At 56.3% G+C, this 23896-nt stretch carries 19 protein-coding genes; 15 read left to right on the top strand and 4 right to left on the bottom strand.

Annotated features, from left to right (window positions below; translation table 11 throughout):
* The first annotated feature begins 8 nt into the window (after positions 1 to 8).
* From N5D20_RS15130 to N5D20_RS15120, 3 genes are read left to right on the top strand one after another with little or no spacing between them, the layout of a single operon-like run.
* A complete protein-coding gene (locus N5D20_RS15130) occupies positions 9 to 704 on the top strand; it encodes a YjbF family lipoprotein (protein ID WP_279914701.1) in 696 nt (231 codons plus the stop codon).
* The gene (locus N5D20_RS15125) at positions 701 to 1477 is read left to right on the top strand and encodes a capsule biosynthesis GfcC family protein (RefSeq protein ID WP_197578778.1); all 777 of its coding nucleotides are present in this window, start codon (positions 701 to 703) and stop codon (positions 1475 to 1477) included. The genes N5D20_RS15130 and N5D20_RS15125 overlap by 4 nt, the downstream gene beginning before the upstream one ends.
* The gene (locus N5D20_RS15120) at positions 1477 to 3606 is read left to right on the top strand and encodes a YjbH domain-containing protein (RefSeq protein WP_197578777.1); all 2130 of its coding nucleotides are present in this window, start codon (positions 1477 to 1479) and stop codon (positions 3604 to 3606) included. Before N5D20_RS15125 ends, N5D20_RS15120 begins: the two co-directional genes overlap by 1 nt.
* 78 nt (positions 3607 to 3684) lie before the next feature.
* On the opposite strand, the gene N5D20_RS15115 is transcribed toward N5D20_RS15120, so the two are convergent.
* Positions 3685 to 4629 carry a GDP-L-fucose synthase gene (locus N5D20_RS15115; RefSeq protein WP_197578776.1) on the bottom strand — a complete coding sequence of 315 codons (945 nt, stop codon included), beginning with the start codon at positions 4627 to 4629 and terminating at the stop codon, positions 3685 to 3687.
* A gap of 653 nt (positions 4630 to 5282) precedes the next feature.
* On the opposite strand from N5D20_RS15115, the gene N5D20_RS15110 reads away from it, so the two are divergent.
* The 8 genes from N5D20_RS15110 (at position 5283) to N5D20_RS15070 (ending at position 14572) form a co-directional block, all read left to right on the top strand.
* The gene (locus tag N5D20_RS15110) at positions 5283 to 6533 is read left to right on the top strand and encodes a glycosyltransferase WbuB (RefSeq protein ID WP_197578775.1); all 1251 of its coding nucleotides are present in this window, start codon (positions 5283 to 5285) and stop codon (positions 6531 to 6533) included.
* A 13-nt stretch (positions 6534 to 6546) separates the two neighbouring features.
* The gene (gene gmd / locus N5D20_RS15105; RefSeq protein WP_197578774.1) at positions 6547 to 7665 is read left to right on the top strand and encodes a GDP-mannose 4,6-dehydratase; all 1119 of its coding nucleotides are present in this window, start codon (positions 6547 to 6549) and stop codon (positions 7663 to 7665) included.
* A 9-nt stretch (positions 7666 to 7674) separates the two neighbouring features.
* Positions 7675 to 8868: a hypothetical protein gene (locus N5D20_RS15100; RefSeq protein WP_197578773.1), complete on the top strand. Its 1194-nt coding sequence runs from the start codon at positions 7675 to 7677 to the stop codon at positions 8866 to 8868.
* Complete coding sequence (locus N5D20_RS15095) at positions 8865 to 10046, top strand: glycosyltransferase (RefSeq protein WP_197578772.1); 1182 nt, start codon at positions 8865 to 8867, stop codon at positions 10044 to 10046. Before N5D20_RS15100 ends, N5D20_RS15095 begins: the two co-directional genes overlap by 4 nt.
* Positions 10046 to 11344, top strand: coding sequence for a hypothetical protein (locus N5D20_RS15090; RefSeq protein WP_197578771.1), 1299 nt, complete (start codon positions 10046 to 10048; stop codon positions 11342 to 11344). Before N5D20_RS15095 ends, N5D20_RS15090 begins: the two co-directional genes overlap by 1 nt.
* A gap of 20 nt (positions 11345 to 11364) precedes the next feature.
* Positions 11365 to 12495: a glycosyltransferase family 4 protein gene (locus N5D20_RS15085; RefSeq protein WP_197578770.1), complete on the top strand. Its 1131-nt coding sequence runs from the start codon at positions 11365 to 11367 to the stop codon at positions 12493 to 12495.
* Entirely contained in the window at positions 12495 to 13103 is a 609-nt protein-coding gene (locus tag N5D20_RS24730) for a DapH/DapD/GlmU-related protein (protein ID WP_197578769.1), read from the top strand. Before N5D20_RS15085 ends, N5D20_RS24730 begins: the two co-directional genes overlap by 1 nt.
* 545 nt (positions 13104 to 13648) lie before the next feature.
* Complete coding sequence (locus tag N5D20_RS15070; protein WP_197578767.1) at positions 13649 to 14572, top strand: glycosyltransferase family 2 protein; 924 nt, start codon at positions 13649 to 13651, stop codon at positions 14570 to 14572.
* 981 nt (positions 14573 to 15553) lie between these two features.
* On the opposite strand, the gene N5D20_RS15065 is transcribed toward N5D20_RS15070, so the two are convergent.
* From N5D20_RS15065 to N5D20_RS15055, 3 genes are all read right to left on the bottom strand, one after another.
* On the bottom strand, positions 15554 to 17764 hold the full coding sequence (locus tag N5D20_RS15065; protein ID WP_197578766.1) for a polysaccharide biosynthesis tyrosine autokinase: 2211 nt from the start codon (positions 17762 to 17764) through the stop codon (positions 15554 to 15556).
* Between the two features lie 55 nt (positions 17765 to 17819).
* Positions 17820 to 18254, bottom strand: coding sequence for a low molecular weight protein-tyrosine-phosphatase (locus tag N5D20_RS15060; protein ID WP_134951083.1), 435 nt, complete (start codon positions 18252 to 18254; stop codon positions 17820 to 17822).
* Positions 18255 to 18404: 150 nt separating this feature from the next.
* Entirely contained in the window at positions 18405 to 19862 is a 1458-nt protein-coding gene (locus N5D20_RS15055; RefSeq protein WP_197578765.1) for an undecaprenyl-phosphate glucose phosphotransferase, read from the bottom strand.
* A 422-nt stretch (positions 19863 to 20284) separates the two neighbouring features.
* Here N5D20_RS15055 and N5D20_RS15050 point away from each other — a divergent pair, with 422 nt between their 5' ends.
* The 4 genes from N5D20_RS15050 to N5D20_RS15035 all read left to right on the top strand — a co-directional run bounded on the left by N5D20_RS15050 (position 20285) and on the right by N5D20_RS15035 (position 23889).
* Positions 20285 to 21817 carry an aldehyde dehydrogenase family protein gene (locus N5D20_RS15050; protein WP_197578764.1) on the top strand — a complete coding sequence of 511 codons (1533 nt, stop codon included), beginning with the start codon at positions 20285 to 20287 and terminating at the stop codon, positions 21815 to 21817.
* 40 nt (positions 21818 to 21857) lie between these two features.
* Positions 21858 to 22667, top strand: coding sequence for an SDR family oxidoreductase (locus N5D20_RS15045; protein WP_197578763.1), 810 nt, complete (start codon positions 21858 to 21860; stop codon positions 22665 to 22667).
* Positions 22668 to 22828: 161 nt separating this feature from the next.
* Positions 22829 to 23113: a DUF4190 domain-containing protein gene (locus N5D20_RS15040; RefSeq protein ID WP_010484694.1), complete on the top strand. Its 285-nt coding sequence runs from the start codon at positions 22829 to 22831 to the stop codon at positions 23111 to 23113.
* 5 nt (positions 23114 to 23118) lie between these two features.
* Positions 23119 to 23889: a class I SAM-dependent methyltransferase gene (locus N5D20_RS15035; protein ID WP_099589761.1), complete on the top strand. Its 771-nt coding sequence runs from the start codon at positions 23119 to 23121 to the stop codon at positions 23887 to 23889.
* The last annotated feature ends 7 nt before the right edge of the window (positions 23890 to 23896 follow it).

The following is a 23896-nucleotide window of genomic DNA, read 5'->3' as shown; positions in this document are numbered from 1 at the left end:
GGTTCACCATGCGCGGGAGCGCTTTGGCCAGTCTTGCCCGTTTCGCTGGACTCCAGCCCGCTTGGTTGCTGGCTGCATTGACCGTTCTGATGATGGCGGGCTGCGGCGTAGTCGGTCGCACTAGCATCAAGACGGTACAGCTAGCCATTCAGGGCAAGCCCGATGTAGAACCGACTGCAGCCGAGGTTGCGGCGACACGCTATCCGCAGATCAAGGTCACCGGCCCCACCGGCGGCGCAGTACTTGTGCTGGGTAACGTCGACGGTGAACGCCGCGCGTGGTACAGCGCTGATCGCAGCATCGTTTATCTGACCGATGGCTTGGTCGTCGGCACCTATCGCGGCGTGCCAGAGCTACAGAGGATGAATATTGAGGGCGCGTCCCCGTTCCGGGCACTCCATCAGGTACCGAATGGGACAACGGTACAACGGCGCTACGACGTGATGCCCGGCTACCGCTTCGGCATGGAAGTCACAGGCACGTTGAACACCCTGGGCCGCGAGAACGTTGAAATTCTTGGCAAATCAAGAGAATTGTTTCATGTTCGCGAGCAACTGCGTGGCAGCGGCTGGAGCCGCAACAACGACTACTGGGTAGACCCTTCCAATGGCTTCATCTGGAAGAGCGTGCAAGCCATTGCACCCGACACCAGCTTGGAAATCATTCAGCTCAAGCCCTATTCGCAGGATCTGAAAGCCCAATGATGCTGCGATTGACAGCGCTCATGCTTGGCATAGGCATGGGCTACGGCGCCAGTGCCGCTGCGCCCATTCACGTAGACGTCAGCGGTCATGTCCGCACCGGCGGCAGCCAAGCAATCCCAGCCGGAAGTCGCCTGAGCGTCGCCGCACTGGGCGCTACTCCCACCTCAGATGCGTATCTTCTGGGTGCCGCCCTGCTGCGCCAACGCGCCACACCGTCGCAGACTCGCCTAAAGGCCGGGCTACTGTTCGACCTGGAGATCGTCGCCGGACAACGAGAGTCAGCGGATCTTGCAAATGCTGCACGCGCGCTTAGCGACCAAATCGCCGATCTACCTATTACTGGTCGTGAAGTGCAATTGCTTGATCCACGCGCGCTCGAGGCAAACCCGCAAAAGGATCGCCCTGCGCTAGACGGGGACAAACTTGTCTACCCCACGCGCCCTGAGACTGTGACGGTAACAGGCGCAGTGACTCGCCCCTGCACGCTCCGACACAGCTTCCTCCGCGACGCACTCTCCTACCGAAACAGTTGCGAAGCTCTCCGCCGAGCGGCCAGTCGAGACTACCTGTACTTGATCCAGCCAGACGGCCGCGTACAGAAGCTGGGTATTGCCCTATGGAACCAGGACGCCCCTGCACATCTTGCACCAGGAGCCATAGTCTTCGTTCCATTGGACGAACACCAGATTAGCTCGATCGCCCCTGACATCAATGAAGAAGCAGCCAGCTTCCTCGCCACCCAGGTGCTTACGGCACCCAGAGCCAGCCACTAATGCAGCACCGCCGCCCACCCTTTACGCGCACGAGCATCGCGCTCATAAGCATCAGCATCAGCACTGCACTACATGCGCAGACGCCCCCAGCACCGACAGCGAGCGACTGGGGTGGCATCGGGCTACTGCAGACCCCAACTGCAAGAATGGCTGATGAGGGAGAGCTAAGCTTTACCGCAAGCTACACCACCCCTAACAGCCGATACAACGTTGTTCTTCAGCCACTCCCCTGGCTAGAGGGAGCCTTTCGCTACGTTTCCGTTTCCAACCGACGATACGGACCGGAATGGTTGAGCGGCAATCAGAGCAACAAAGACAAGTCAATCGACCTCAAACTCCGCCTTCTCCGGGAGTCCCGTTGGGTACCAGAAGTTGCAGCAGGCTTTCGCGACATTGGCGGCACCGGACTCTTTTCTAGCGAATACGTCGTCGCAAGTAAGCGTATTGGCGATTTTGACGCCAGCCTGGGATTGGCAACTGGCTATATCGGTAATAGGGGCGACTTCAGAAACCCCTTGGCCGCCATTGATGACAGGTTCGAGGAAAGGCGATCTGGTGTACAGGCGGGAAAGCTGAACAGTAAAAGCGTATTCCAAGGCCCCGTTGGTGTATTCGGTGGCATCGCGTATCAAACCCCTTGGGATCCGCTTCAGATTAAAGTTGAGTACGACGGCAATGACTACAAGCATGAGCCGCAGCAGAACAATTTTCGCCAGAGAAGCCCAATCAATATTGGTGCGAGTTACGCACTGAACAAGAACGTTCAGCTTCACCTCGGTTGGGAGCGAGGTGATACTGCCATGTTCGGTATAACCGTTCACGCAAACCTAGCCAATGCAACAGCAATGCCCAAGCTACTAGACCCGCTTCCGATAGACGGGGGCACCGGCGCGCGTGCAACAGCAGGAACACCGCCGGATGTCGGCATTGATTGGAATCGCATCACAGAGCAGCTAAGCGATAACGCAGGATTGCGCGTAGGCGAGATAAGCCGACGCGGCTCGGAACTTATCATTTCCGGCGAACAACGAAAATTCTTCTATCCCGCACAAGGTCTCGGCAGAGCCTCGCGCATTGTCGCCCAAAGCCTTCCTTCAGACATCAACTGGATCACGATACAGAACACTCGCCTGGGGCTTCCAATCGTAGAAACCAGCATGGAACTAAGCGCATTCCATGATTATCTCGACCATCGAATCGAACTCAATCAGCTAGCAGGCCACATCGAGCAAGCTCCGCCTGCGCAGCAACGACGGACGAATGTATATACGACTCCCATCCACCGATTTGATGGCGGATTTAATATAGGCTACCAACAGTCCCTAGGTGGCCCGGATGGATTCATTCTATTCCAGATCGCAGGGACTTATTCATCCACATTCTATTTCACGAGGAACACCTGGCTGAGCGGAACAGCCAGCTATAACGCGTACAATAATTACAACAAGTTTCGTTATGACGCGCCCAGCAATCTCCCGCGCGTCAGAACAAACGTGCGACAGTATCTGACGACCGCCGACCTTACGCTCCCCAACCTCCAAATTACTAGCACGCGGCAGCTCGGAAGCGACTTGTACGGAATGGCCTACGCGGGTCTTTTTGAATCGATGTATGGCGGCCTTGGGGCTGAAGTAATCTACAGGCCGCTCGGTGAACGATGGGCGATCGGCGCCGAGATGAACTGGGTAAAGCAACGCGATTTCGATCAAAGACTGAGCTTCAGGGATTACAGCGTCGCCACAGGTCACGCCACCTTCTATTACCAGCTGGGCAACGAAAGAAAGATTATATTTTCAACAAGTGCAGGCCGCTACCTGGCGAAAGACTGGGGCGCAACAGTTTCATTGTCGCGCGCGTTCAGCAATGGCGTGTCAATGGGCGCGTACGCAACCAAAACAAATGTCTCTTCTCAGGACTTCGGCGAAGGCAGTTTCGACAAGGGGATATACGTCTCCGTTCCATTTGACTTCATGCTACCCAGATCCACACGGGCGCGAGCAAACTTCCTATGGAATCCGCTATATCGCGATGGCGGAGCTCGACTCTCCCGAAGCTACAGCCTCTATCAAGCGACTTCAGAAAGAGATCCTGGCTTTTTCTTCGACAACCTAAACGCCATCGAAAAGTAACTATCTTGATGTGCAAACGGGCGGCATCCGCAAGGATGCCGCCCGAAGTCATAATTCAAGACCCATGAGCTCGAAGAGTTATACCTCTCGGAGCGAGCCCTGATTTTCCAAAAACCACTCATAGGTGGCAGCAACTCCTTCGCGCAGGCCGATCTTGGCCTTCCATCCCAGATCACTCAGTCGACTGACATCGAGCAATTTCCTGGGAGTACCATCAGGCTTAGTCAGATCATTCACGATACGCCCGGAGAATCCCGTAACTGCGCGGACAAGCTCAGCAAGCTCAAGAATGCTGATGTCCTCCCCCACCCCGACATTAACAATGTCCTCACCACTGTATGTCTCAGCCAAGAAAACAGACGCAGCAGCCATGTCGTCCACATGCAAAAACTCGCGACGAGGCGTGCCGGATCCCCACATGACAACCTCAGGAATCCCGGCGATCTTGGCATCGTGGAACTTTCGGATTAGAGCCGGAAGCACGTGAGAGTTCTGGAGATCAAAATTATCACCAGGGCCATATAGGTTCGTCGGCATCAGACTTATGGCATTGAATCCATACTGCCTCCTATATGCCTGACACATTTTAATTCCCGCAATTTTCGCCACAGCGTACCACTCATTCGTCGCCTCGAGCGAACCGGTCAATAATGATTCTTCGCGAATGGGCTGCTCAGCATGCTTGGGATAAATACAGGAGGAGCCAAGAAACGCAAGCTTCTCAACCCCGAAACGATACGCCCCATCTATAACATTATTCTGAATCTGTAAATTTTCAAACAGAAAATCTGCGGGATAGGTGCTATTCGCATGAATGCCGCCAACTTTTGCTGCAGCCAAGAATACAATTTCCGGCCTCTCACGCTCGAAAAAAGCATCTACTGACTGACGATCTCGAAGATCCAGGACATCTCTACTTGCAAGAATAAGGTTCCGGTAACCTAGCGAGGTCAGGCGACGGACTATTGCGCTACCAACAAGACCACGATGGCCTGCTACGAAAATGCGAGATTCAGGTGTCATGAATTTGCTTCAGAGGAGAGGTGCACGCGCACGGAAACGTCAAATGCAGCCATCGACCTCACCTTGTCAGCACCAGAGAGGTACCAAAGCGCCGCCGCTGCTTCCGTGCTCCTAACCCTCTCAAGCAACGAGAGGGCCTGCAAGTGTGCCATGAGCCGCGGACTAGGCCTACCCCATCCCGGCCCTTTCGGACGACCCTGCAGGTCTGGCAATCCCTGCCAGCAACACACAAGCGCACTCTTCACGCAACTTTGATATGATGACAGATTGCCACGAGGCGCCCTGCAGGAATCCCTGTGGCGATTCGAGGTCCAGCTCACGCGGATGCCCAGACCAGCGTAGATAAGCTGAGCAGACAGTGGCAGTTGCGCGCCATGGTACAGAAGGATCAGATAGATGTTATTGAACACATCAAGGCAGGAAGCCGACGCAGACCAGGACCATTTCGATTATAGGCAAATCCGCTCACTTGAATGCACTGCCACCTTATGCAGGAATTGCAGTCCAGTAAGCGCTACCAGTACGCGCGCGAGGCCGACTCAGCGACCACTCCAACGCAGCACTCGCCCCGCCAATTTTGAGTTGCGGACGGGCGGAAAAAAACTGCCGACCAGCATCCAGTGCCGTCACCTAAGAAACCCAGAGGCCCACGAATGGCTCGCGTTCTGATTGTTGGGATCAACTACGCCCCGGAGGACATCGGCACTGGCAAATATACAGGCGAGATGGCCACCTGGCTTGCGGCGAATGGCCATTCGGTTCGCGTAGTTACCGCTCCGCCATACTACCCGTCATGGAAAATATCAAACGGGTATCGTCGTTGGTGGTGGTCACGCGAATGGATATCAGGAGCAGAGGTTCTCCGTTGCCCTATCTGGGTCCCCGCCAAACCTCGAGGCCTAACGCGCCTGCTGCACCTCGCGTCCTTTGGCCTGACTTGTATCCCAGCACTCGCCGCATCACTCTTCTTCCGAGCCGAAGTAGTGGTAAACATCGCGCCGACAATGGCGAGCGCTCCAGCAGCTTGGCTTTATGCAAAAGTCACGGGCGCCAAGACCTGGCTGCACATTCAAGATTTTGAGCTTGACGCAGCATTGGAAATGGGCGTGATTCGAGCGAACGCCGGCCGCAAAATAGCCTTTGCAATTGAGCTCGCAATAATGCGTCGATTTGATCGCGTGTCGACAATATCCGATATGATGATTGCACGTCTATCCGCAAAGGGTGTCAAAGCAAGCTCACGCACACTCTTTCCAAACTGGGTGGACATTGGCGCAATACGCCCTCTCTCCGACTCAAGCCCTTACCGGAGATTGCTTAATATTTCAGACTCAGCAGTAGTGGCACTTTACTCTGGAAACATGGGCCTTAAACAGGGACTTGAAATTCTGGAGCAAGTCGCGCGCTCTCTGAAAGACATGGAACAACTTCACTTCGTCTTTGGCGGGCAAGGCCCCGGGAGATCGCTGCTAGAACAAAGTTGCGCGGATCTCCCGAATGTGCATTTTCTCGAGCTTCAACCGATCGACAAGCTTAATGATTGGCTGGGACTAGCGGACATACACTTACTACCACAACGAGCCGACGTGGCAGACCTCGTTATGCCATCAAAGTTAACAGGAATGCTTGCTAGTGGGCGTACGGTGGTCGCAACCGCAGCGCATGGCACGGGTGTAGCAAAGGCGCTAGCTCAGAGCGGAGTCGTCGTCCCGCCAGGCGATGCTCACGCAATGGCAAGCGCAATTCGTGAGTTATGCTCCCAACCTGACAGACGGAGAGTGTTAGGCGCCGCAGCTAGATATCAGGCGGAGCACACTCTCGGACTAGACGCGATTCTTGCCGGCTTCAACAGCAATCTTACTTCCATCCTAACGCCGAAAGAATCCAGCGTTTCCACCAACTAGAGACGGACCTAGCATGACCAAACGGGCACTCATTACTGGCATAACCGGCCAAGACGGATCCTACCTCGCAGAGCTATTGCTTGAGAAAGGATACGAAGTTCACGGCATCAAAAGGCGCGCATCATCGTTCAACACGCAACGCGTGGACCATATCTATCAAGATCCCCATGAAGCGGGGGCACGCATGCACCTCCACTACGGCGACCTCACGGATAGCAGCAACCTGACACGTATTATCGCAGAAGTGCAACCAGATGAGGTGTACAACCTCGGCGCACAAAGTCACGTGGCAGTGAGCTTTGAAGCACCCGAGTACACAGCAGACGTGGATGCCCTTGGCACCTTGCGTCTCCTCGAGGCAATACGATTCCTCAAACTCACTGATAAGACGCGCTTCTACCAAGCCTCTACAAGTGAACTTTACGGCCTAGTTCAGCAAGTACCCCAGACGGAGACAACCCCTTTCTACCCACGAAGCCCGTATGGTGTAGCAAAACTCTATGCTTACTGGATTGCCGTAAACTATCGCGAGTCATATGGAATCTACGCATGCAATGGAATCCTCTTTAATCACGAGAGCCCGCGCCGCGGCGAAACATTCGTAACGCGAAAAATCACCCGTGGACTTGCCAATATTGCGCAGGGGCTTGAGAGCTGCCTCTTTATGGGCAATCTAGACGCACTCCGCGACTGGGGTCACGCGAAAGACTATGTGCGTATGCAATGGATGATGCTTCAACAGGATGCCCCGAAGGACTACGTCATTGCGACAGGGGTGCAGTACAGCGTCCGCCAGTTCATTGAGATGGCTGCAAGAGAACTTGGGATAGAACTGAGCTTCATGGGAACCGGCGCTACTGAACACGCAATCGTCCAATCGGTGACCGGCGATAGGGCACCAGGAGTAACGGCTGGCGATGTCATCGTTAGAATCGATCCGCGCTACTTCCGCCCAGCCGAAGTTGAGACCCTACTGGGCGACCCAACATTGGCCAAAACCGACCTTGGATGGGTGCCTCAGATTTCCCTGAAAGACATGGTAAAGGAAATGATTGAGTGCGACTGGACCTTGGCAGCCAAACAGGTCGTACTCCGGGACAATGGCTACCCAATTACGCAAAGCAAAGAGTAACTGATCAGCATGACCTCTGGTAACGGCAGCGCGAGCTTTTCACTTTTTTCAAGGGTAGCTGCCGCTGCCTGCCAAGGAGTTTTCCTAATACTTTTGGCGAGAACGGCCAATCTGGCGCAGTTCGGTATTTATTCTACGACCTGCGCAATTGGAGCCATCCTAATTGGACTTCTTAGCGCTGGACTCCCCAACAGGGCATTGCAGATAACTGAACCCAAAAGTAGCATCGGTGGCAGCTACCTTGCTGCAGCGATCGTATTGTCGGCCACTGCCTTTCTCGCTACGCTTCTTGCAAGCGCCACTTCGCTGGGATCGCTTAGCTGGATAATGGTCTCGGCTGCCGCTTTCACGGCAGCTGAGCTACAAAACAATATCGCACAATCATATCTTTATGGACTAAAGAAGAACAAGGAGGCAGACATCTTCACCCTGCTTCGGAGAGCGCTTCCTCTGGCCGCGATAGCTGCCGCAAGCGTGTTGCGGCCCACCTGGGACAAATTCGCGATTATTAGCGGATGTTTTACCCTTGCCTGGCTCGCCGGCGCCATCCGCTTTCTCGGCCAGTACAACTTCAAGAGTCTACATAAGAATGCCCTGCGAGGGGGCTCCAATTATTGGCTTATCAATATTTGGACCATGCTACAGCAGCTAGATGTAATCTTGATAAATGCATTCCTCGGCTCGCACTTGTCAGGCCTGTATGCAAGTGCCGTACGCCTGGCCAGTCCCGTCCACATCATAACCTCACTCATAGCATCCAGACTGGTACCGAACCTACGACATGCAGAGTCATCGTCGGAAAGGCAGGCCATTTGGGAAAAGACATATAAGCCACTTAGACTAGCGCTTCTGCTCTTAGCAGCAACATCTCCTGCACTCTTCTGGATTGCGCCGATGCTTTTCAACGCTGACGCCTCCTCCCAGAATTTTGTTTATGTGGCCACATTTTGCGCAGCACTCCTGAGCTTACTCTGCCAAATATTGTCTGCATGCCTGTACACAAAAAACCAGGAAGCGGCTGTTCAACGTCTCACAAGACTCTCGGTCTTTACTGGCTTAGTAATTGTAAGTATCGGAAGCTACGCAGGCAGCTTCACAGTGGCAGCATTGGGCATTCTATGTTCGCAGCTAATTCTAGCTTGGTCCCTAACAAAGAGTAACGGCACGAATAGATGGACAGGAAAAGCAGAAGCGTCGTCGTGATCTTCTCCGACAGCGGCCTCGGCGGTACCAGCCGCAGTGCACTTACTTCTTGCGAGTGCTGGATCGCCCTAGGATACAATCCGATCATTCACGCGACGAAGGGCATCACCCCCTCCAGGCGTGCAGTATTTCAATCAAAAGGCCAGATTCTCGAGAACCTGACGGATCTAGACTGGGCAGAGGTGAGCGTAGTCCACTTCCACTACTCGAGCTACTCCGCAGGCCAGCACGCGGCAATTCAGCTACTTCAGCAGACTGTTCGCAGCCTCGGGCCTCACGCGCCGCACCTTATCGTCAACAACATTTTCGCAATCCAAGACAGCACCTTTGCATGGTGGCCGGGAAAATGGTGCACGGCCGTACTTGGTGAATGGGCAGCCATGCAGTATCGACTTTCAGGATTCCCATCCAACAAGGCGCCGTTTGTCATTGGAAACTGTCAGGATACCGACACATTCCGGCCACCAACGGCCGAAGAGCGTGAAGAGTCAAGGAACTCGTTGAACATCGCTGCATGCGACAACGTCATCCTTCGCGTTGGCTCCCCCCATGATGGGAAGTGGTCAAGCTCATATCTCAAGCTCGCTCAAATGATCAAAGGAACATCAACCAAGATGATTCTTATCGGCGCGCCTCAGTCCATATCTTTGAAACTTGAAGGCAATGAAAACTGCCATCTGATCGCCCGCGTAGACGATGATCACAAGCTTCGGCGCTACTACTGGGCTAGTGACTGCTTCGCACTTGATGCCGAGCGAGGGGAATCATTCGGCAACGTCATTCTTGAGTCCCTGGGCTCGGGACTCCCAGTGGTCTATCGAGCAAGAGAGTATCGTGACAACACCCCATGGGAGTTCACTTCTATGGAGGGGTTTTCCTATCAACGAAACGAGAGCACATTCTTAAGCAAAGCAATCTGCAACGCATCTGTCCGTGAGAGCCCAACTTGCACTCGAGCCCGGGAGACTCACAAGATCGTAGCTTCACGCTTTTCTACAGAGGCCACAGCCGCGAAGCTGGAGGCTGTGGTTCAAATTCTGGATAGCGCCAGTACTGATGGGAAAGTATGCAGCACCTCCAACTCAACCATACCAAAGCTTAGCTACGCAAAATCCTTCTTAAGGCACAATCCTCTGATCGCATACCTCAAGAAAGTACGCATGGAGGTTCGCGGATAGTGCAGACCCTGAATATTATTCTTGCCCTAATCACTACTACACTGTGCCTGGCAATGATCGTTCAGGTCGTGAGGAGGGAAACAATAACCTACTGGGCGGGCGTTCAGCTAGGATTTTCTTATTTTGTTGGAGCGCCTATATTCCTTTCCGCGGTCTTCGGCAGAATTCGACAAGTAGACATCCCCATCCCGAATATGACCATTGATGGGAGTCCAGGAGTGTACCTAGTGACCGCCGGAGTTGCGGCCATCATATTCCTAATCCCCAATCGGCATATCGGCCTCCCGAAGATAAAAATCAATCAAAATATAGTCCAGAACAAGAAACTTTTGCATTGGTACACGGCAACCTATCTTGCATTTTCTATCTACGGATTTATTTCCTCAGGGAAGCTCACAGGAGGGCACTGGTACAGCAGCCACGGCGAGTCTATGCAAGGAGATGCTGTTGCGGTTGCTCTCTTGCAGATACGAAATGTAATGCGTTTCACCCTGCCATTTCTGCTGCTCTTCTATAAGCGAAAGGAACTTATTACCACCAGAGCGTTCTGCATTGGCTTAATCTGCATAGCAGGTCTGGAGCTCATCATTTCCGGAAACAGAATTATCGCACTAACCTGCATAATATCTTACGCGCTCGCCTATAAATCGGTACCCAAGAAGGGCTATGCAATCCTACTCCTTGCCGCTCCAATCATAATTCAAGCCAACTCTATATTCCCAATTGTTCGCGGGATGATGTGGAGCAATGGCCTAAACCTCCAGCAAATGAGCTATGCGGTAGACACAGCAGCCCAGCACCTTGCCACATCCGAGGGGCAGGATATTCAGCTAATTCTTTCCTCCGCGTTTGAGGCGAGCAACCTGAATATGGCCAACATGGTCATCGAGAACTATCCGTCCAAGTATAGTTACTTAATGGGCGACACATTCATAGTTCGCCCACTAACATTCTATCTCCCCAAAGCGATCTGGCCGGGACGACCCGAGGGCTTTGGACTGACCCTCGGAAGACTGTCCGGGCTGGATGTGGATGGACTTGCACTGAATTCAACATACATCGGCGAGGCCTACGCAAACTTCGGGCCATTTTCCGTCTTAGCCCTCCCGTTAGTTCTCTGGGGGCTTTCAAATCTGTTTAGAATGTTTGACTCGAACTCAATTCAATACATGACCTTTGCAGTCGGCTTCGCTGGATGGAGATTTGATTTAGTTTTTTCCATTGTGGCAATAATCGTTATCCTAGCCATATGCACTGCGTCAAAGATACGATTTCGAAGTAAGCCAATAACGCAATAATACTTTCTCAGCGAGCGCAAATGAAGGTTTCCGTCATATACCATCAGTTTCCGCATTACAGGGCGCCCGTTCTGCGCGAACTATCTTTGAATGGACGCCATGAGTACGAATTCCACGCATCAAAAGATGAATTTGACGGAATAAAGCCGTATAAGGGCGAGCCCGGCGTGGTTATTAACGAACTCGCGGTCAAACGAACCGATCGCGGATTTAGCTTTAAGAACTACATTCGACTTGCGACTGATAGCTCGGTCGACGTACTATTAATCCTTGGCAACCCAAATATAATTGCGACTTGGGCTCTTGGCATCGTCGGCAGAGCGACCGGCAAGAAGGTAGTTTTCTGGGCCCACGGATGGCTCTCACAAGAGAGAAAAGCAAAGGCCTTGATCCGAAATTTTTACTATTCGATATCCCACCTACTGCTTGTTTACGGCGAGCGCTCCCGAGAAATGGGAATTAGACAGGGGTACCCAGAGTCAAAAATTAGAACCATTTACAACAGCTTGGACTTTGCCGCCTCCTCCTTAATTCTCGAGAGGATAGAGCGTGACGTTTCCCGCGCAGCCGGTCGAGCGCTATTCGAAAACCCGGACCGGCCGTTGATTATTTGCACGGCTCGACTTACGCAGATTTGTAGGCTGGACTTACTTCTTGATGCGGGCGAGCTACTGGGGAAGCGCGGGCTTCCAGTAAATATACTACTGATTGGTGATGGACCCGCCAGAAAGTCTCTGGAAGCGCAGGCCGCTCGCATTGGCGCAAGCGTGCACTTCTTTGGCGCTTGCTATGATGAAGAGATGGTTGGCAGGATGATTTATGATGCTGATGCATGCGTGTCACCCGGGAAAATTGGCTTGACGGCAATTCACAGCCTTACATACGGCACGCCAGCCTTTACCCATGGGGACTTCAGCAATCAGATGCCAGAATTTGAGGCAATTGAACCTGGACGAACCGGGAATTTCTTCGAAAGAGGAAGCTCTGAGAGCCTTGCCGATTGCTTAGAAGCCTGGATGGAACAGAAGCCCGATCGGGCGGAAGTTCGGAATAGATGCCGCGATGTAATTAGTAGGCGATGGAACCCTAGTGTTCAGCGCACCCTCATTGAAGACGCACTTGATGAGATCAGCAAAGAGAGGCGCATGTAATGGGAAGGCGTAATAGGGGTGAAGTTCCAACCGTCCCTGAGCCAGCACGCGTTGCTGGTTCAATCATCAGTATCTGCGGCTCAACCATCGACAGACCGATTAAGAAGATACTGAGGAAGCCAGTGAATTTTATAAAAGCGCTGCGACTTAACCTTGCGCAGGTCGGAGAAGGAGTCCAGTTTGGCCGGAATGTCGACATCCCCGCGGGCAGCAGACTAGGCCGCTACTGCTATGTCGGAGCTGGCTTCGAGTCTCCAAGTCCAGTTTCAGTGGGAGATCTGTGCATGATCTCGACTTCTGTACGCATCGTAGGGAATGATCACGGAATCGAAGATCCCCGTGTGCCAACGCGCCTAGCATTCCGATGGCGCCACTCCATTACCGTTTTTGGTGCGGATGTATGGATTGGTCATGGTGTCATCATCCGATCTGGTGTCCGCGTAGGAGATGGGTCGGTCGTGGCGGCTGGCTCCGTTATTGTGAAGGATGTCCCGGAGAACTCGGTCGTTGGAGGCAACCCGGCACGATTGATCAAGAACCGATTTTCAGATGAAGATTGGGAAATTTATCGTAGAAGCATCGGGTTAGACTGCAATGGAAAGCAATAGCACTCGCAAAGGGCATACCACCTACCCCCTTACTCACAGACTCTTCCGATTAGCGTGGTCATTAACGTGGGCCTTACTTGCCTCCTGGACTCCCACTCCGCTTCATCGATGGAGGGTCTTTTTGCTGAACATCGCGGGAGCACGAGTGCACCAATCCGCCCATGTCTATCCAACTGCCCGCATTTGGTACCCCCCAAATTTAATTATGGAAGAACACACCTGCCTCGGCCCCAAGGTAAACTGCTACAACATGGCAACGGTATTAATCGAGAAGAGGGCGACAGTAAGCCAAGGAGCCCACCTTTGTGCGGGCACTCATGACATCAACGACCCAACCCACCCCTTGGTAACCAGACCAATTTCAATTGGCCAGAGTGCGTGGATCGCAGCTGAAGCTTTTGTAGGTCCTGGAGTGACGATTGCAAGATCCACTGTTGTCGGCGCGAGAGCGGTCGTGTTCCGAGATACCGAGGAATTTGGGGTCTACACTGGAAACCCTGCAAAACTTGTAAAGCATAGGGACCGGGCTTCTGCGGAGTCGACAGATGGCTGAAATTTCGGTAGTGATCCTGACGTACAATGAAGAAATTCATATTGCCCGTGCAATTAAGTCTGTGAAGTCATTTGCAGCAGAAGTGATTGTTGTTGATTCATACTCAAACGACCGAACGACTGAAATTGCGGAGAGCCTTGGGGCCAGGATTTTTTTCAATAGGTTCGTAAATCAGGCAAATCAATTCCAATGGGCGATGGATCACTGCGAAATCCGTTCGCCATGGATCATGCGTCTGGACGCTGACGAGATCATCTATCCGGATCTCTCTGAGGAGATTAATTCCCACCTACCTCAACTTGACGAATCCATTTCTGGCATAAATCTTAAGCGACGACACATATTTATGAACCGCTGGATTAAGCACGGCGGCCGTTACCCCCTACTTATGCTTCGGATTTTTCGCAATGGAAAAGGCACAGTTGAGGATCGTTGGATGGATGAGCATATCCAAGTGTCGGAGGGACGCACGATAACGTTTACCGGAGGATTCGCCGATCACAATCTCTTCGACTTAAGCTATTTCATTGACAAACATAATCGATACGCGACTCGCGAAGCGATTGAAGTCATTAACTCCCGGCATGAACTTTTCTCTCGAGAAGCGCTCTCAGCTGAGGGAAGCTCCGGCCAAGCGTCATTTAAACGCTGGCTAAAAGAAAATGCTTATAACAAGGTACCCTTCACCGTAAGCTCCACTGCGTATTTCTTATGGCGCTACGTCGTTCAGGGCGGATTTCTTGATGGAAGAGAAGGATTGACCTATCACTTTCTCCAAGGATATTGGTATCGCTTCCTCGTGGGCGCAAAGGTCGTCGAACTGGAAGCTGCCATCGCTCATCTTGACGAGAAAGGACATAAAATCGACGAACTAAGTCGTTTAACTGGGCACAATTTAGCAGCAGGCAAACTTTAGCAGTTTGCTGTTGCACGCAAGAGCGCGATTGGTTCAGCCCAGGCCTAGTCCTCCCGAATCCAGAGTTGGGGACTCATAAGATTGGAGTTCCCGACAACTAGACGCCAACTGCCGAGCATGCGATAGCTAGCCGCGCTCTCTTTGCGGATTTTCCACTCGGTACACCCCCAGGGAACTGGTAGTTACCACACCCCTCCGAACCCTAAAGGGCCCGAATGAGGAACGCCAGAATTCTTTCTTCGCCGTCGACAGTTGAGCTCTTCTAGTTCGTCGAATTACCCTTGAGCACCTCCGGATCGAGGAGGCGACTCAGGCTTGCGGCGTACAAGTGTTCGCAAGGCAGCAAATGGCTCACCGGCTTCCAGGACTTCAAAGCGGTCGCCTTGCGAAATCGCGCTTTAACGTCCCCATACGAAGCACGCCGCTCTTAGATGAGCAGTTGAGCCGATCGAAGAGCATCGGCGTATGCTGCGAGCCTACCTCACTACCGGGATTCGGCCACCCTACGGGCCATAAACCAGTGCGCGCCCATGTTCTGAGTAGGCCCTTCCCACTTGAGTCGCCTGGTGATTCGTTACGATTGCGACCACCCAAGTGGCCCGCTGTGCCTAAGCATCAAGAAGCTGTGCAGCCCGTGGCAGCCGCGTCATAGGCACGACCCCACCTGCCACAACGGCGCTACCGGGAACCGATTACACCTGGCACAGATCACTCATTATCGTAGCGTCGCTGGCTTGGCGAAATAGCGACCATTAACGACCACCCACTACCCTACCGCTACCAAAGGCCCAAAGCATGCCGCAGCGGGCCAAGACAGGAAACGCAGCGAAATTGAACAGTTGCCTGAGACCAAAGTGCCTTCGAACAACCGCAAGCACCTTCCGAGCTGCCGTCGCCCGTAAGCATCTCAGGCGCTAGACCCACCAGCACCTTAACGTCCATCCACACTTACAACCGCGCCCTACTCAGCGTCTCCAGCACTTAGGTACTGGACTTGTACTCATAGTATCCATAGCTGTAGTAACCGGTAGCGCGCCGCTCGACAGCATTGAAAATCGCGCCCTTGATCCGGACGTTGTTCTGCTCAAATCTGCGCTTCGCCAAGGCCAACTCCTTGGCTTGATTCAAGCCAAAGCGCGCAACCATCAGACAGGTGCCGGCATGATGCGCAATAATTGCCGCGTCGGTCACAGCAAGAATCGGCGGCGTATCGACAATCACCAAATCGTACTGCGGCGACAGAGTTTCAAGAAGCTGCGTGAAGTTCGCATGCATCAACAACTCGGATGGATTTGGAGGAACGTCACCGCGGGTAATGAAACTGAGGCTGTCTATGCCCGGCAGCGTCCGAACTACGTGAGCCAGATCGGCCTTACCCACCAGAAGATCCGAAAGACCGGGCGACTGCACAGCACCCAACGCTTTATGCAGCGTCCCCTTTCGCATATCTGCATCGATGATGAGGACGCGCTGACCAGCCTGCGCGATCACTGCGGCGAGGTTCGACGAAACGAACGTCTTGCCGGCATTCGGGCTGGCACCAGAAATCAGAACGATGTTGTTCTTTGCTTCAAGGCGAGCGAAATGCAGGCTAGTACGGAGGCTGCGTACGGCCTCAATCGCCAGGTCGGCTGGATCCTTGACCGCCAGTAGATGCAACTTACCATCTGCACGGAACTTGCCACGGACAGAGTCGCTCTGCTGCTGCGCACTTACAGGAATCGAGGCATACACGGGCAGACCAAGTTCCTCAATCTGCGCCGGATCTTCCACGCCACGATTGAGCATCTGCTTCAGCAGAACCAGGGCAATGGAAAGGAAAGCGCCGAGAATAGCGCCAATGAGCACGACGAGCGTCTTACGGGGTCGAACAGGGGTGGTGGAATCAACTTCGGCCGCGTCAACAATACGAACATTACCGACAGTGCCCGCGCGCGCCACATCAAGCTGCTGCGCCTGGTTTAGCATCCCGGTATACATCTCATTGCTGACCTGTAAATCGCGGGTCAAACGAAGCAGTTCCTGTTGTGCTTCCGGCAACTGCTTCACCTGGCCCTGGAAACCACTCTTGCGCCCCTCAAGCTCCCCGATCTGCCGCATCAACGCCTGGTACGCAGGGTGGTCCCGCGTGAACTTGCGATCCATTTCAGCCTGCTGGAGGCGAAGCTGCTGGATACTGGTTTCAACGGCGACCTCCTGGTCGAGGAGTCCCTTGGTCTGCAGGCTCAGATCAACAGAGTTGGCACGGGTCTGGTAGGCCGCCAAGGCCTTTTGCGCTGCGTCCACCTGGTTACGCACGCTAGGCAGCTGCTCCTTGACGAAGGTCAACTGGGCAGAGGCTTCGGCAGAGTTCCGCTCAACATTCTGGCGAACATACGCCTGTGCGACCTGCTGCAGAAAGCGCTGCGCCAGCTCCGCATCAGCGTTCTCGTAGGCAAGCGTAAGAATCCCGGACTCCTTGCCGGACTCACTTACTGCAACCTTCTTCTGAAGCCCGCCAACCACTGTGAGATGACGCTGACGTGTCACTTCAAAGCGCATGCCAGGATGTGCACGCATCTCGGCAATCTGCATCACAACCCCCTTTCCGGAGGCGACCTTCCCAACCTGCCCCTTCAGCAGCTGGCTGCCGGAATCATCCACGAGCTCATACGCGCCCTTCTCACCTGCAATCAGGGTCAGGGGCTTAGCAACCAGATGACGCGGAACATCGAGCTGGAACACATCAAGCTTCTCACCACCCCAACCAAACCTGGACATTCCAAACCGCAGGTCGGCCAACCTCTCCGGGTCCGCACGTTCAGAATTACGGGCAAAATAGCCGCCAATAAGCGGAAATCGATTCGGCTCAACTTCAACATCCAGCTTCAGCGCATTAACAGCACTACCTACCACCGCGCGAGAAGTAATCAATGCGATCTCAGTGGTTGCTTCGGCAGCCCCCCCTCCCATACCAAGGGACTGACTGATATCGGAAAGACCCGGCAGGCTCGGCACCTTCGACTCCACCTGCACGATGGCATCAGCACGGTAGATCGGCGTGGAGAGCAGTGCATACGCCACGGCAACGGCAAAGAACGCGCCAGTGATGCCCGCAATCCACCACTTATGATCAATCAACGTGCCAAGCAACTGCCGCAGGTCGATTTCATCGCTATCGTCCTGCGCCGGATTACGGGTTTCGGTGGTCATCAGTAAAGGCTCTTCAATTGGGTACGGATTAGGGGACAGAGAGAATGCAGCAGCACTACAAGTGCCGCGCCCAACTCTCAACACCCTCAGCCATCAACTTGTATACGTGCTCAAACGCCGGCCGCTGCTGCCGGTACGGGTCAGGAATTTCCTGCTCTTGCTGCCACTTGCCTAGCAGAAACGTCTTGCCCGAGGCCTGCGGCGCGATTTCGGCAATTCGGCGCACGTGCTTGCGCTCCATGGTCAGCACCAGGTCGGCCGCTCCCAGGATGGCGTCATCGATCTGCCGGGCGCGGTGCGCTAGGCCATCCATGCCCTGCTCCGCCAGCAATTCCTGTGCCGTGGCATCAATGCCATGGCCGATCAGTGCCCCCAGTCCTGCGGAGGAGATCTGGATGCCCTTGCCGGCGACGGCCTGCCTCAGCATGACTTCGGCCGAGGGACTGCGGCAGATGTTGCCGACACATACGAATAGAACATTCTTGAACACTGACTTCGATCCTGTGGCATTCCATGCAGCGCCACGGCCCCTAAAGTGGGGCGGCAGCAGCCACACAGGATACCTTACGATGACGTTACACGCGATGAAATGGCCAGTAAATTCATGGCATTACGTCGCACTTCGCCGACCAGCGACGCGTCAATAAGCCGATTTCTGGCCCAGCACCTTGAATGCCGTCATCACGATGATGCGCACATCCAGCGTCGGGCTCCAACGACGGATGTAGTCGATGTCGTACTGCACGCGCTTCTTCATCGATCGCAGCTCGGGCGTCTCACCGCGCAACCCGTGCACCTGCGCCCAGCCAGTAATTCCCGGCTTGACGTAGTGGCGGTGCATGTAGCGCTCGATCACCCGCTCGTAGTGGTTGTTGTGCTGGATCGCGTGCGGCCGCGGCCCCACGACCGACATGTTCCCACCCAGTACATTGAAGAACTGCGGCAGCTCGTCCAGGCTGCTACGGCGCAGGAACGCGCCAAACCGCGTGACCCGTGGATCACCACGCGTTGCCTGGGTGACCTGCCCCTCCCCCTCCGCGTGCACACGCATGGAGCGGAACTTGAGCATCCAGAACTCTTTGCCGCCCAGCCCATGACGCTTCTGCCTGAACAACACCGGCCCCGGCGAGCTCAGCTTCACACCAACGGCCAGCACAGCAAACAACGGCGTCAGCAGGATCACCGCCGCACCCGCGACGACAATGTCCTCGACCCGCTTGAACACGCGGAAGCGATGATCCACCAGACCTTGACGTACGCCGATCATCGGCACATCACCCACCTGGTGCACGCCCGGATTAAGCGCCCCCAAACCCGTAGTATCGGGAATCAGGCGTACCGGCACCGGAAATCGCTCGATCTGTTTCAGCATGTCCTTGATCGCGGCCGCGTGCCCCATCGGCATCGACACCCAGACCTGATCGAATTCGCCGCGGTGCTGATCCATGTACTGCGGAACGTCCTCCAGTCGCCCCAGCCGGCACGGCGCATCACCACCGCGACGGGTGGCAATATCGCCCGCACTGGCGAAGTAGCCGATGACGTCTTTGCCAAGCTCTGGCTTTCCACGCAGAAGGCGATGCAGCCTCAAAGCAGGGGCCCGCAGTCCGACCAGCAGGATTCGCTCGTGGTCCATCCCTCGCGAGCGCAGGCGGTGCAACTGCACCCTCAGCAATACGCGCAGCACCGCCATTGAGGCCAGGCCAAAGGCATACCAGCCAATCAGCCATGTGGCGGGAACCGCATCAGCAAGTCCAACCACCACGGCGTAGAGCGAGAACAACGCAAAGGTGGCAGACCACGCCAACAACAGCAGCCAGAGGTCGGCCAGCAACCCGCGCATCCGCCAGTTCCGATACAGCGGCGCGACAGAGAAGCAGACGATGGCGCTGAGAATCACCGCACCGAACACGATTCGCTGGGAGGAATCCGGCACTGCCGCGCCATACAGAACGATGTGGGAGAGCACCGCCATACCCGGCAGCAGCAGCAGATCGCCCAGCCGCAACCCCAACTCCAGAGCAGCCCGGGCTTCGACGCGGCGGCGGCCTACCCGATTCCGCCCTGCGGAAAGATCTTCTACTGATCCATGTAGCAACGCACTTCTCCATTCTCGGCTCGGCGGGACGCGGAATTGCCTGCATCCACGTGCATGGACTCCCCAGCCGGCACGGAATCATCGAGGTTGTGTCAATCAAATGTGGACGAATTGTGAATGAAGATTGAGCCAAAAGATAGAAATTTCGACAGAGTGCGCGCCCACCCAATCACCCCAAAATAGCACTAACTTGCTGAAATCATTAATGAATTTTCATTTGTCAATTTGCATCGATATGAGTCATTTCACGTCAAAAAATGAACGTCACTGCGCACTTCATGTCGGTTCACTGGCGCTCAACACCACCCCGCACCGCACCATAGCCCAACCACCACCCTCTGCTACCATCGGCGGTTCTGTTCATCGCGTCCCCCACCTGCCCGCGATGGCGCCAAACAACGTAACGAAACACAGGAGTCTGCATGTCTTCCGAGCTGCTCAAGTCCCTTGGCCTGGACGCGATCAACGCTGGCACGTACCTGGGCAACGGGGAGTGGTCGAGCGCGACCAGTGGTGACCTGATCACCCCGGTCAACCCGACCACCGGCGAGCCGATCGCGCAGGTCCGCGCGACCACCGAGGCCGAGTACGAGACCGTCGTCGCCCGCGCCCAGGAAGCCTTCAAGATCTGGCGCACCACGCCGGCCCCGCGCCGCGGCGAAGCCGTGCGCCTGTGTGGCGAAGCACTGCGCAAGCACAAGGACGCGCTGGGTTCGCTGGTTGCCCTGGAAATGGGCAAGAGCAAGCCGGAAGGCGACGGCGAAGTGCAGGAGATGATCGACATCGCCGATTTCGCCGTGGGCCAGAGCCGCATGCTGTACGGCTACACCATGCATTCCGAGCGCCCCGGCCACCGCATGTACGAGCAGTACCATCCGCTGGGCCTGGTCGGCATCATCTCGGCCTTCAATTTCCCGGTCGCAGTGTGGAGCTGGAACTCGTTCCTGGCCGCCATCTGTGGCGACGTCTGCATCTGGAAGCCGTCCAACAAGACGCCGCTGACCGCCATCGCCTCGCTGAAGATCTGCAACGACGCCCTGCGCGAAGCCGGTTTCCCTGACATCTTCTTCCTGATCAACGATGCCGGCACCGCGCTGTCGGAGAAGATGGTCGATGACCGCCGCGTGCCGCTGATCAGCTTCACCGGCTCGACCCAGGTCGGCCGCACCGTCAACGAAAAGGTCGCGCGCCGCCTGGGCCGCTGCCTGCTGGAGCTGGGCGGCAACAACGCCATCATCTTGGACGAAACCGCCGACCTGAAGCTGGCCGTGCCGGGCATCGTGTTCGGCGCCGTCGGTACCGCCGGCCAGCGCTGCACCACCACCCGCCGCCTGATCGTGCACCGCTCGATCTACGCCGACGTGCTGGCCACCCTGGTCAAGGCCTACAAGCAGGTGGAAAGCAAGATCGGCGACCCGACTGATGCCGCCAACCTGATGGGCCCGCTGAACAGCGACGGCGCCGTGCAGCAGTTCCTCGATGCCATCGCCCAGGCCAAGGCGGCCGGCGGCACCATCGAGACCGGTGGCACCCGCATCGACCGCGCCGGCAACTTCGTGCTGCCGGCGATCGTCTCGGGCCTGAAGAACAGCGACGCCGTGGTCCAGCACGAGACCTTCGCACCGATCCTGTACGTGATGCCGTACGACAGCATCGACGAAGCCATCGACATGCAGAACGGCGTGCCGCAGGGCCTGTCCTCGTCGATCTTCACCCAGAACCTGAAGACCGCCGAGAAGTTCCTGTCGGCCGCCGGCAGCGACTGCGGCATCGCCAACATCAACATCGGCACGTCCGGTGCGGAGATCGGCGGCGCCTTCGGTGGCGAGAAGGACACCGGCGGTGGCCGCGAGTCCGGTTCGGATGCATGGAAGGTCTACATGCGCCGCCAGACCAACACCATCAACTATTCGGATTCGCTGCCGCTGGCCCAAGGCATCAAGTTCGACCTGTAACGCTATTTGTAGTGCCGGGCCATGCTCGGCAGGATGTGCCATGAACACCGCAGGAAATGCAGTCGAGCATGGCTCGGCTCTACAGGGTGGCAAGCCGGTGATTGATTTCACCGGCCGCCGCGTGCTCATCGCCGGCGGCAGCAAGGGCATTGGCCGTGAGATGGCGCTGGCGTTTGCCGGCGCCGGAGCGCAGGTATCAGTCTGCGCTCGCGGCCTGGCCGGCCTGGATGCCCTGCGTGCCGATGCAAAGGTACAGGGCGTCGAGTTGCACACGTTTCCTGCCGATCTGGGCGAGGCCAACCAGATCCAGGCCTGGCTGCAGGCTGCCGCCGATACACTTGGCGGCATCGATGTGCTGGTCAACAACGCCACCGGCTATGGCATGGCCGATGACGAGGACGGCTGGGCCGCCAGCCTGCAGATCGACCTGATGGCGGCGGTACGGGCCTCGCGCCTGGCACTGCCGTGGCTGCGCGCATCCAACGATGCCTGCATCCTCAACCTGTCCTCGATCGCCGCCCAGCAGCCGCGTCCCGGTGGCGCGCCCTACGCTGCCGCCAAGGCCGCGCTGTCGCACTACACCACCTCGCAGGCACTGGCGCTGGCCAAGGACCGGATCCGGGTCAATGCCATCGCCCCGGGCTCGATCGAGTTCGATGACGGCCTGTGGGATCGCCGCCGCACCGAAGATCCCGCGCTGTACCACGGCACCTTGGCGAAGATCCCGTTCGCCCGCTTCGGCCACCCGCGCGAGATTGCCGACGCCGCCCTGTTCCTGTGCTCGCCGCTGGCGCGCTGGATCACCGGTCATGTGCTCAACGTGGATGGCGGCCAGGTGTTGATGGGCTGAATTTGTAGAGCCGAGCCCATGCTCGGCTTGCGCGCAAGACGCGGTCGATCCCGCATCAGCCCAAGGGGGCAGCCGAGCATGGGCTCGGCTCTACAGGGCACTGCCCATGGGATTGCCCGGGCAGAGGCACTATCATGTGCACACTGCCAAGGAGGACCCCGATGAGCGTGGCACCCCGACAGACAAGCGCCCTGGCCGTGGTCAGCCTGGTCATGGGCATCGCCAGCTGGACCGTCCTGCCCTTCGTGGCCAGCATCGTGGCCATCATCACCGGCCACATGGCCCGCGCCGAGATCCGCCGCCGCCCGCATGAACTGGAAGGCGATGGCCTCGCCGTCACCGGCCTGGTGCTGGGCTGGGTGATGGTCGGCGCCGTGATCGCCGCCATCCTGGTCTTCATCCTGTTCTTCGGCGGCCTGGCCTGGCTCGCCGCGATGTCGAACTGATCATCATGACCACTTCCGACAGCACTGAACGCTTCAGCAGCCGCGTCGCCGACTATGTCCGCTACCGGCCCGATTACCCGCCCGCCCTGTTGGAGTGGCTGCATGGCCCGATGGGCGTCAGCCACGAGGCCGTGGTCGCCGACATCGGCGCCGGCACCGGTATTTCCAGTCGCCTGTTCCTGGCCAGCGGCCATCCAGTAGTCGCGGTTGAACCCAACGCCGCCATGCGGGGCGCGGCCGAGGAATGGCTGGCACCGCAGTACCCGCAGTTCCGTGCGGTGGACGGCCGCGCCGAGGCCACCACACTGGACGATGCCAGCATCGATCTGGTCAGCGTCGCGCAGGCCTTCCACTGGTTCGACACCGTGGCGGTGCGCGCCGAGTGGCAGCGCATCCTCCGCCCGGGTGGCCTGGCACTGATCTACTGGAACTCGCGCCTGCTCGACGCCAGCCCGTTCCTGATCGGCTACGAACAGCTGCTGCTGGACTACGGCACCGACTACACCGCCGTTGCCGAGCGCTACCAGGACGACGCCACCATGCAGGCCTGGTTCGGCCCCGGTCTGCGCGGCATGGTGGAGCTGCCGAACGTGCAGTATCTGGATTTCGACGCCCTGCGCGGGCGCCTGCTGTCCTCCTCCTACGCACCCCAAGCCGGTCATCCGCGCCATGCGCCGATGATCGCCGCCCTGCAGGACCTGTTCGCCGCCCACGCGGTCGACGGCCAGGTTGCTTTTGAATATCGAACCCGAGCCTTCCTCGGCACGCTGGACTGAACCGACG

The organism is Stenotrophomonas sp. GD03877, from assembly GCF_029840555.1.
GTDB lineage: Bacteria > Pseudomonadota > Gammaproteobacteria > Xanthomonadales > Xanthomonadaceae > Stenotrophomonas > Stenotrophomonas geniculata.
The sequence above is the reverse complement of the archived record's forward strand: the minus strand, read 5'-3'. Positions and strand labels throughout refer to the sequence as shown.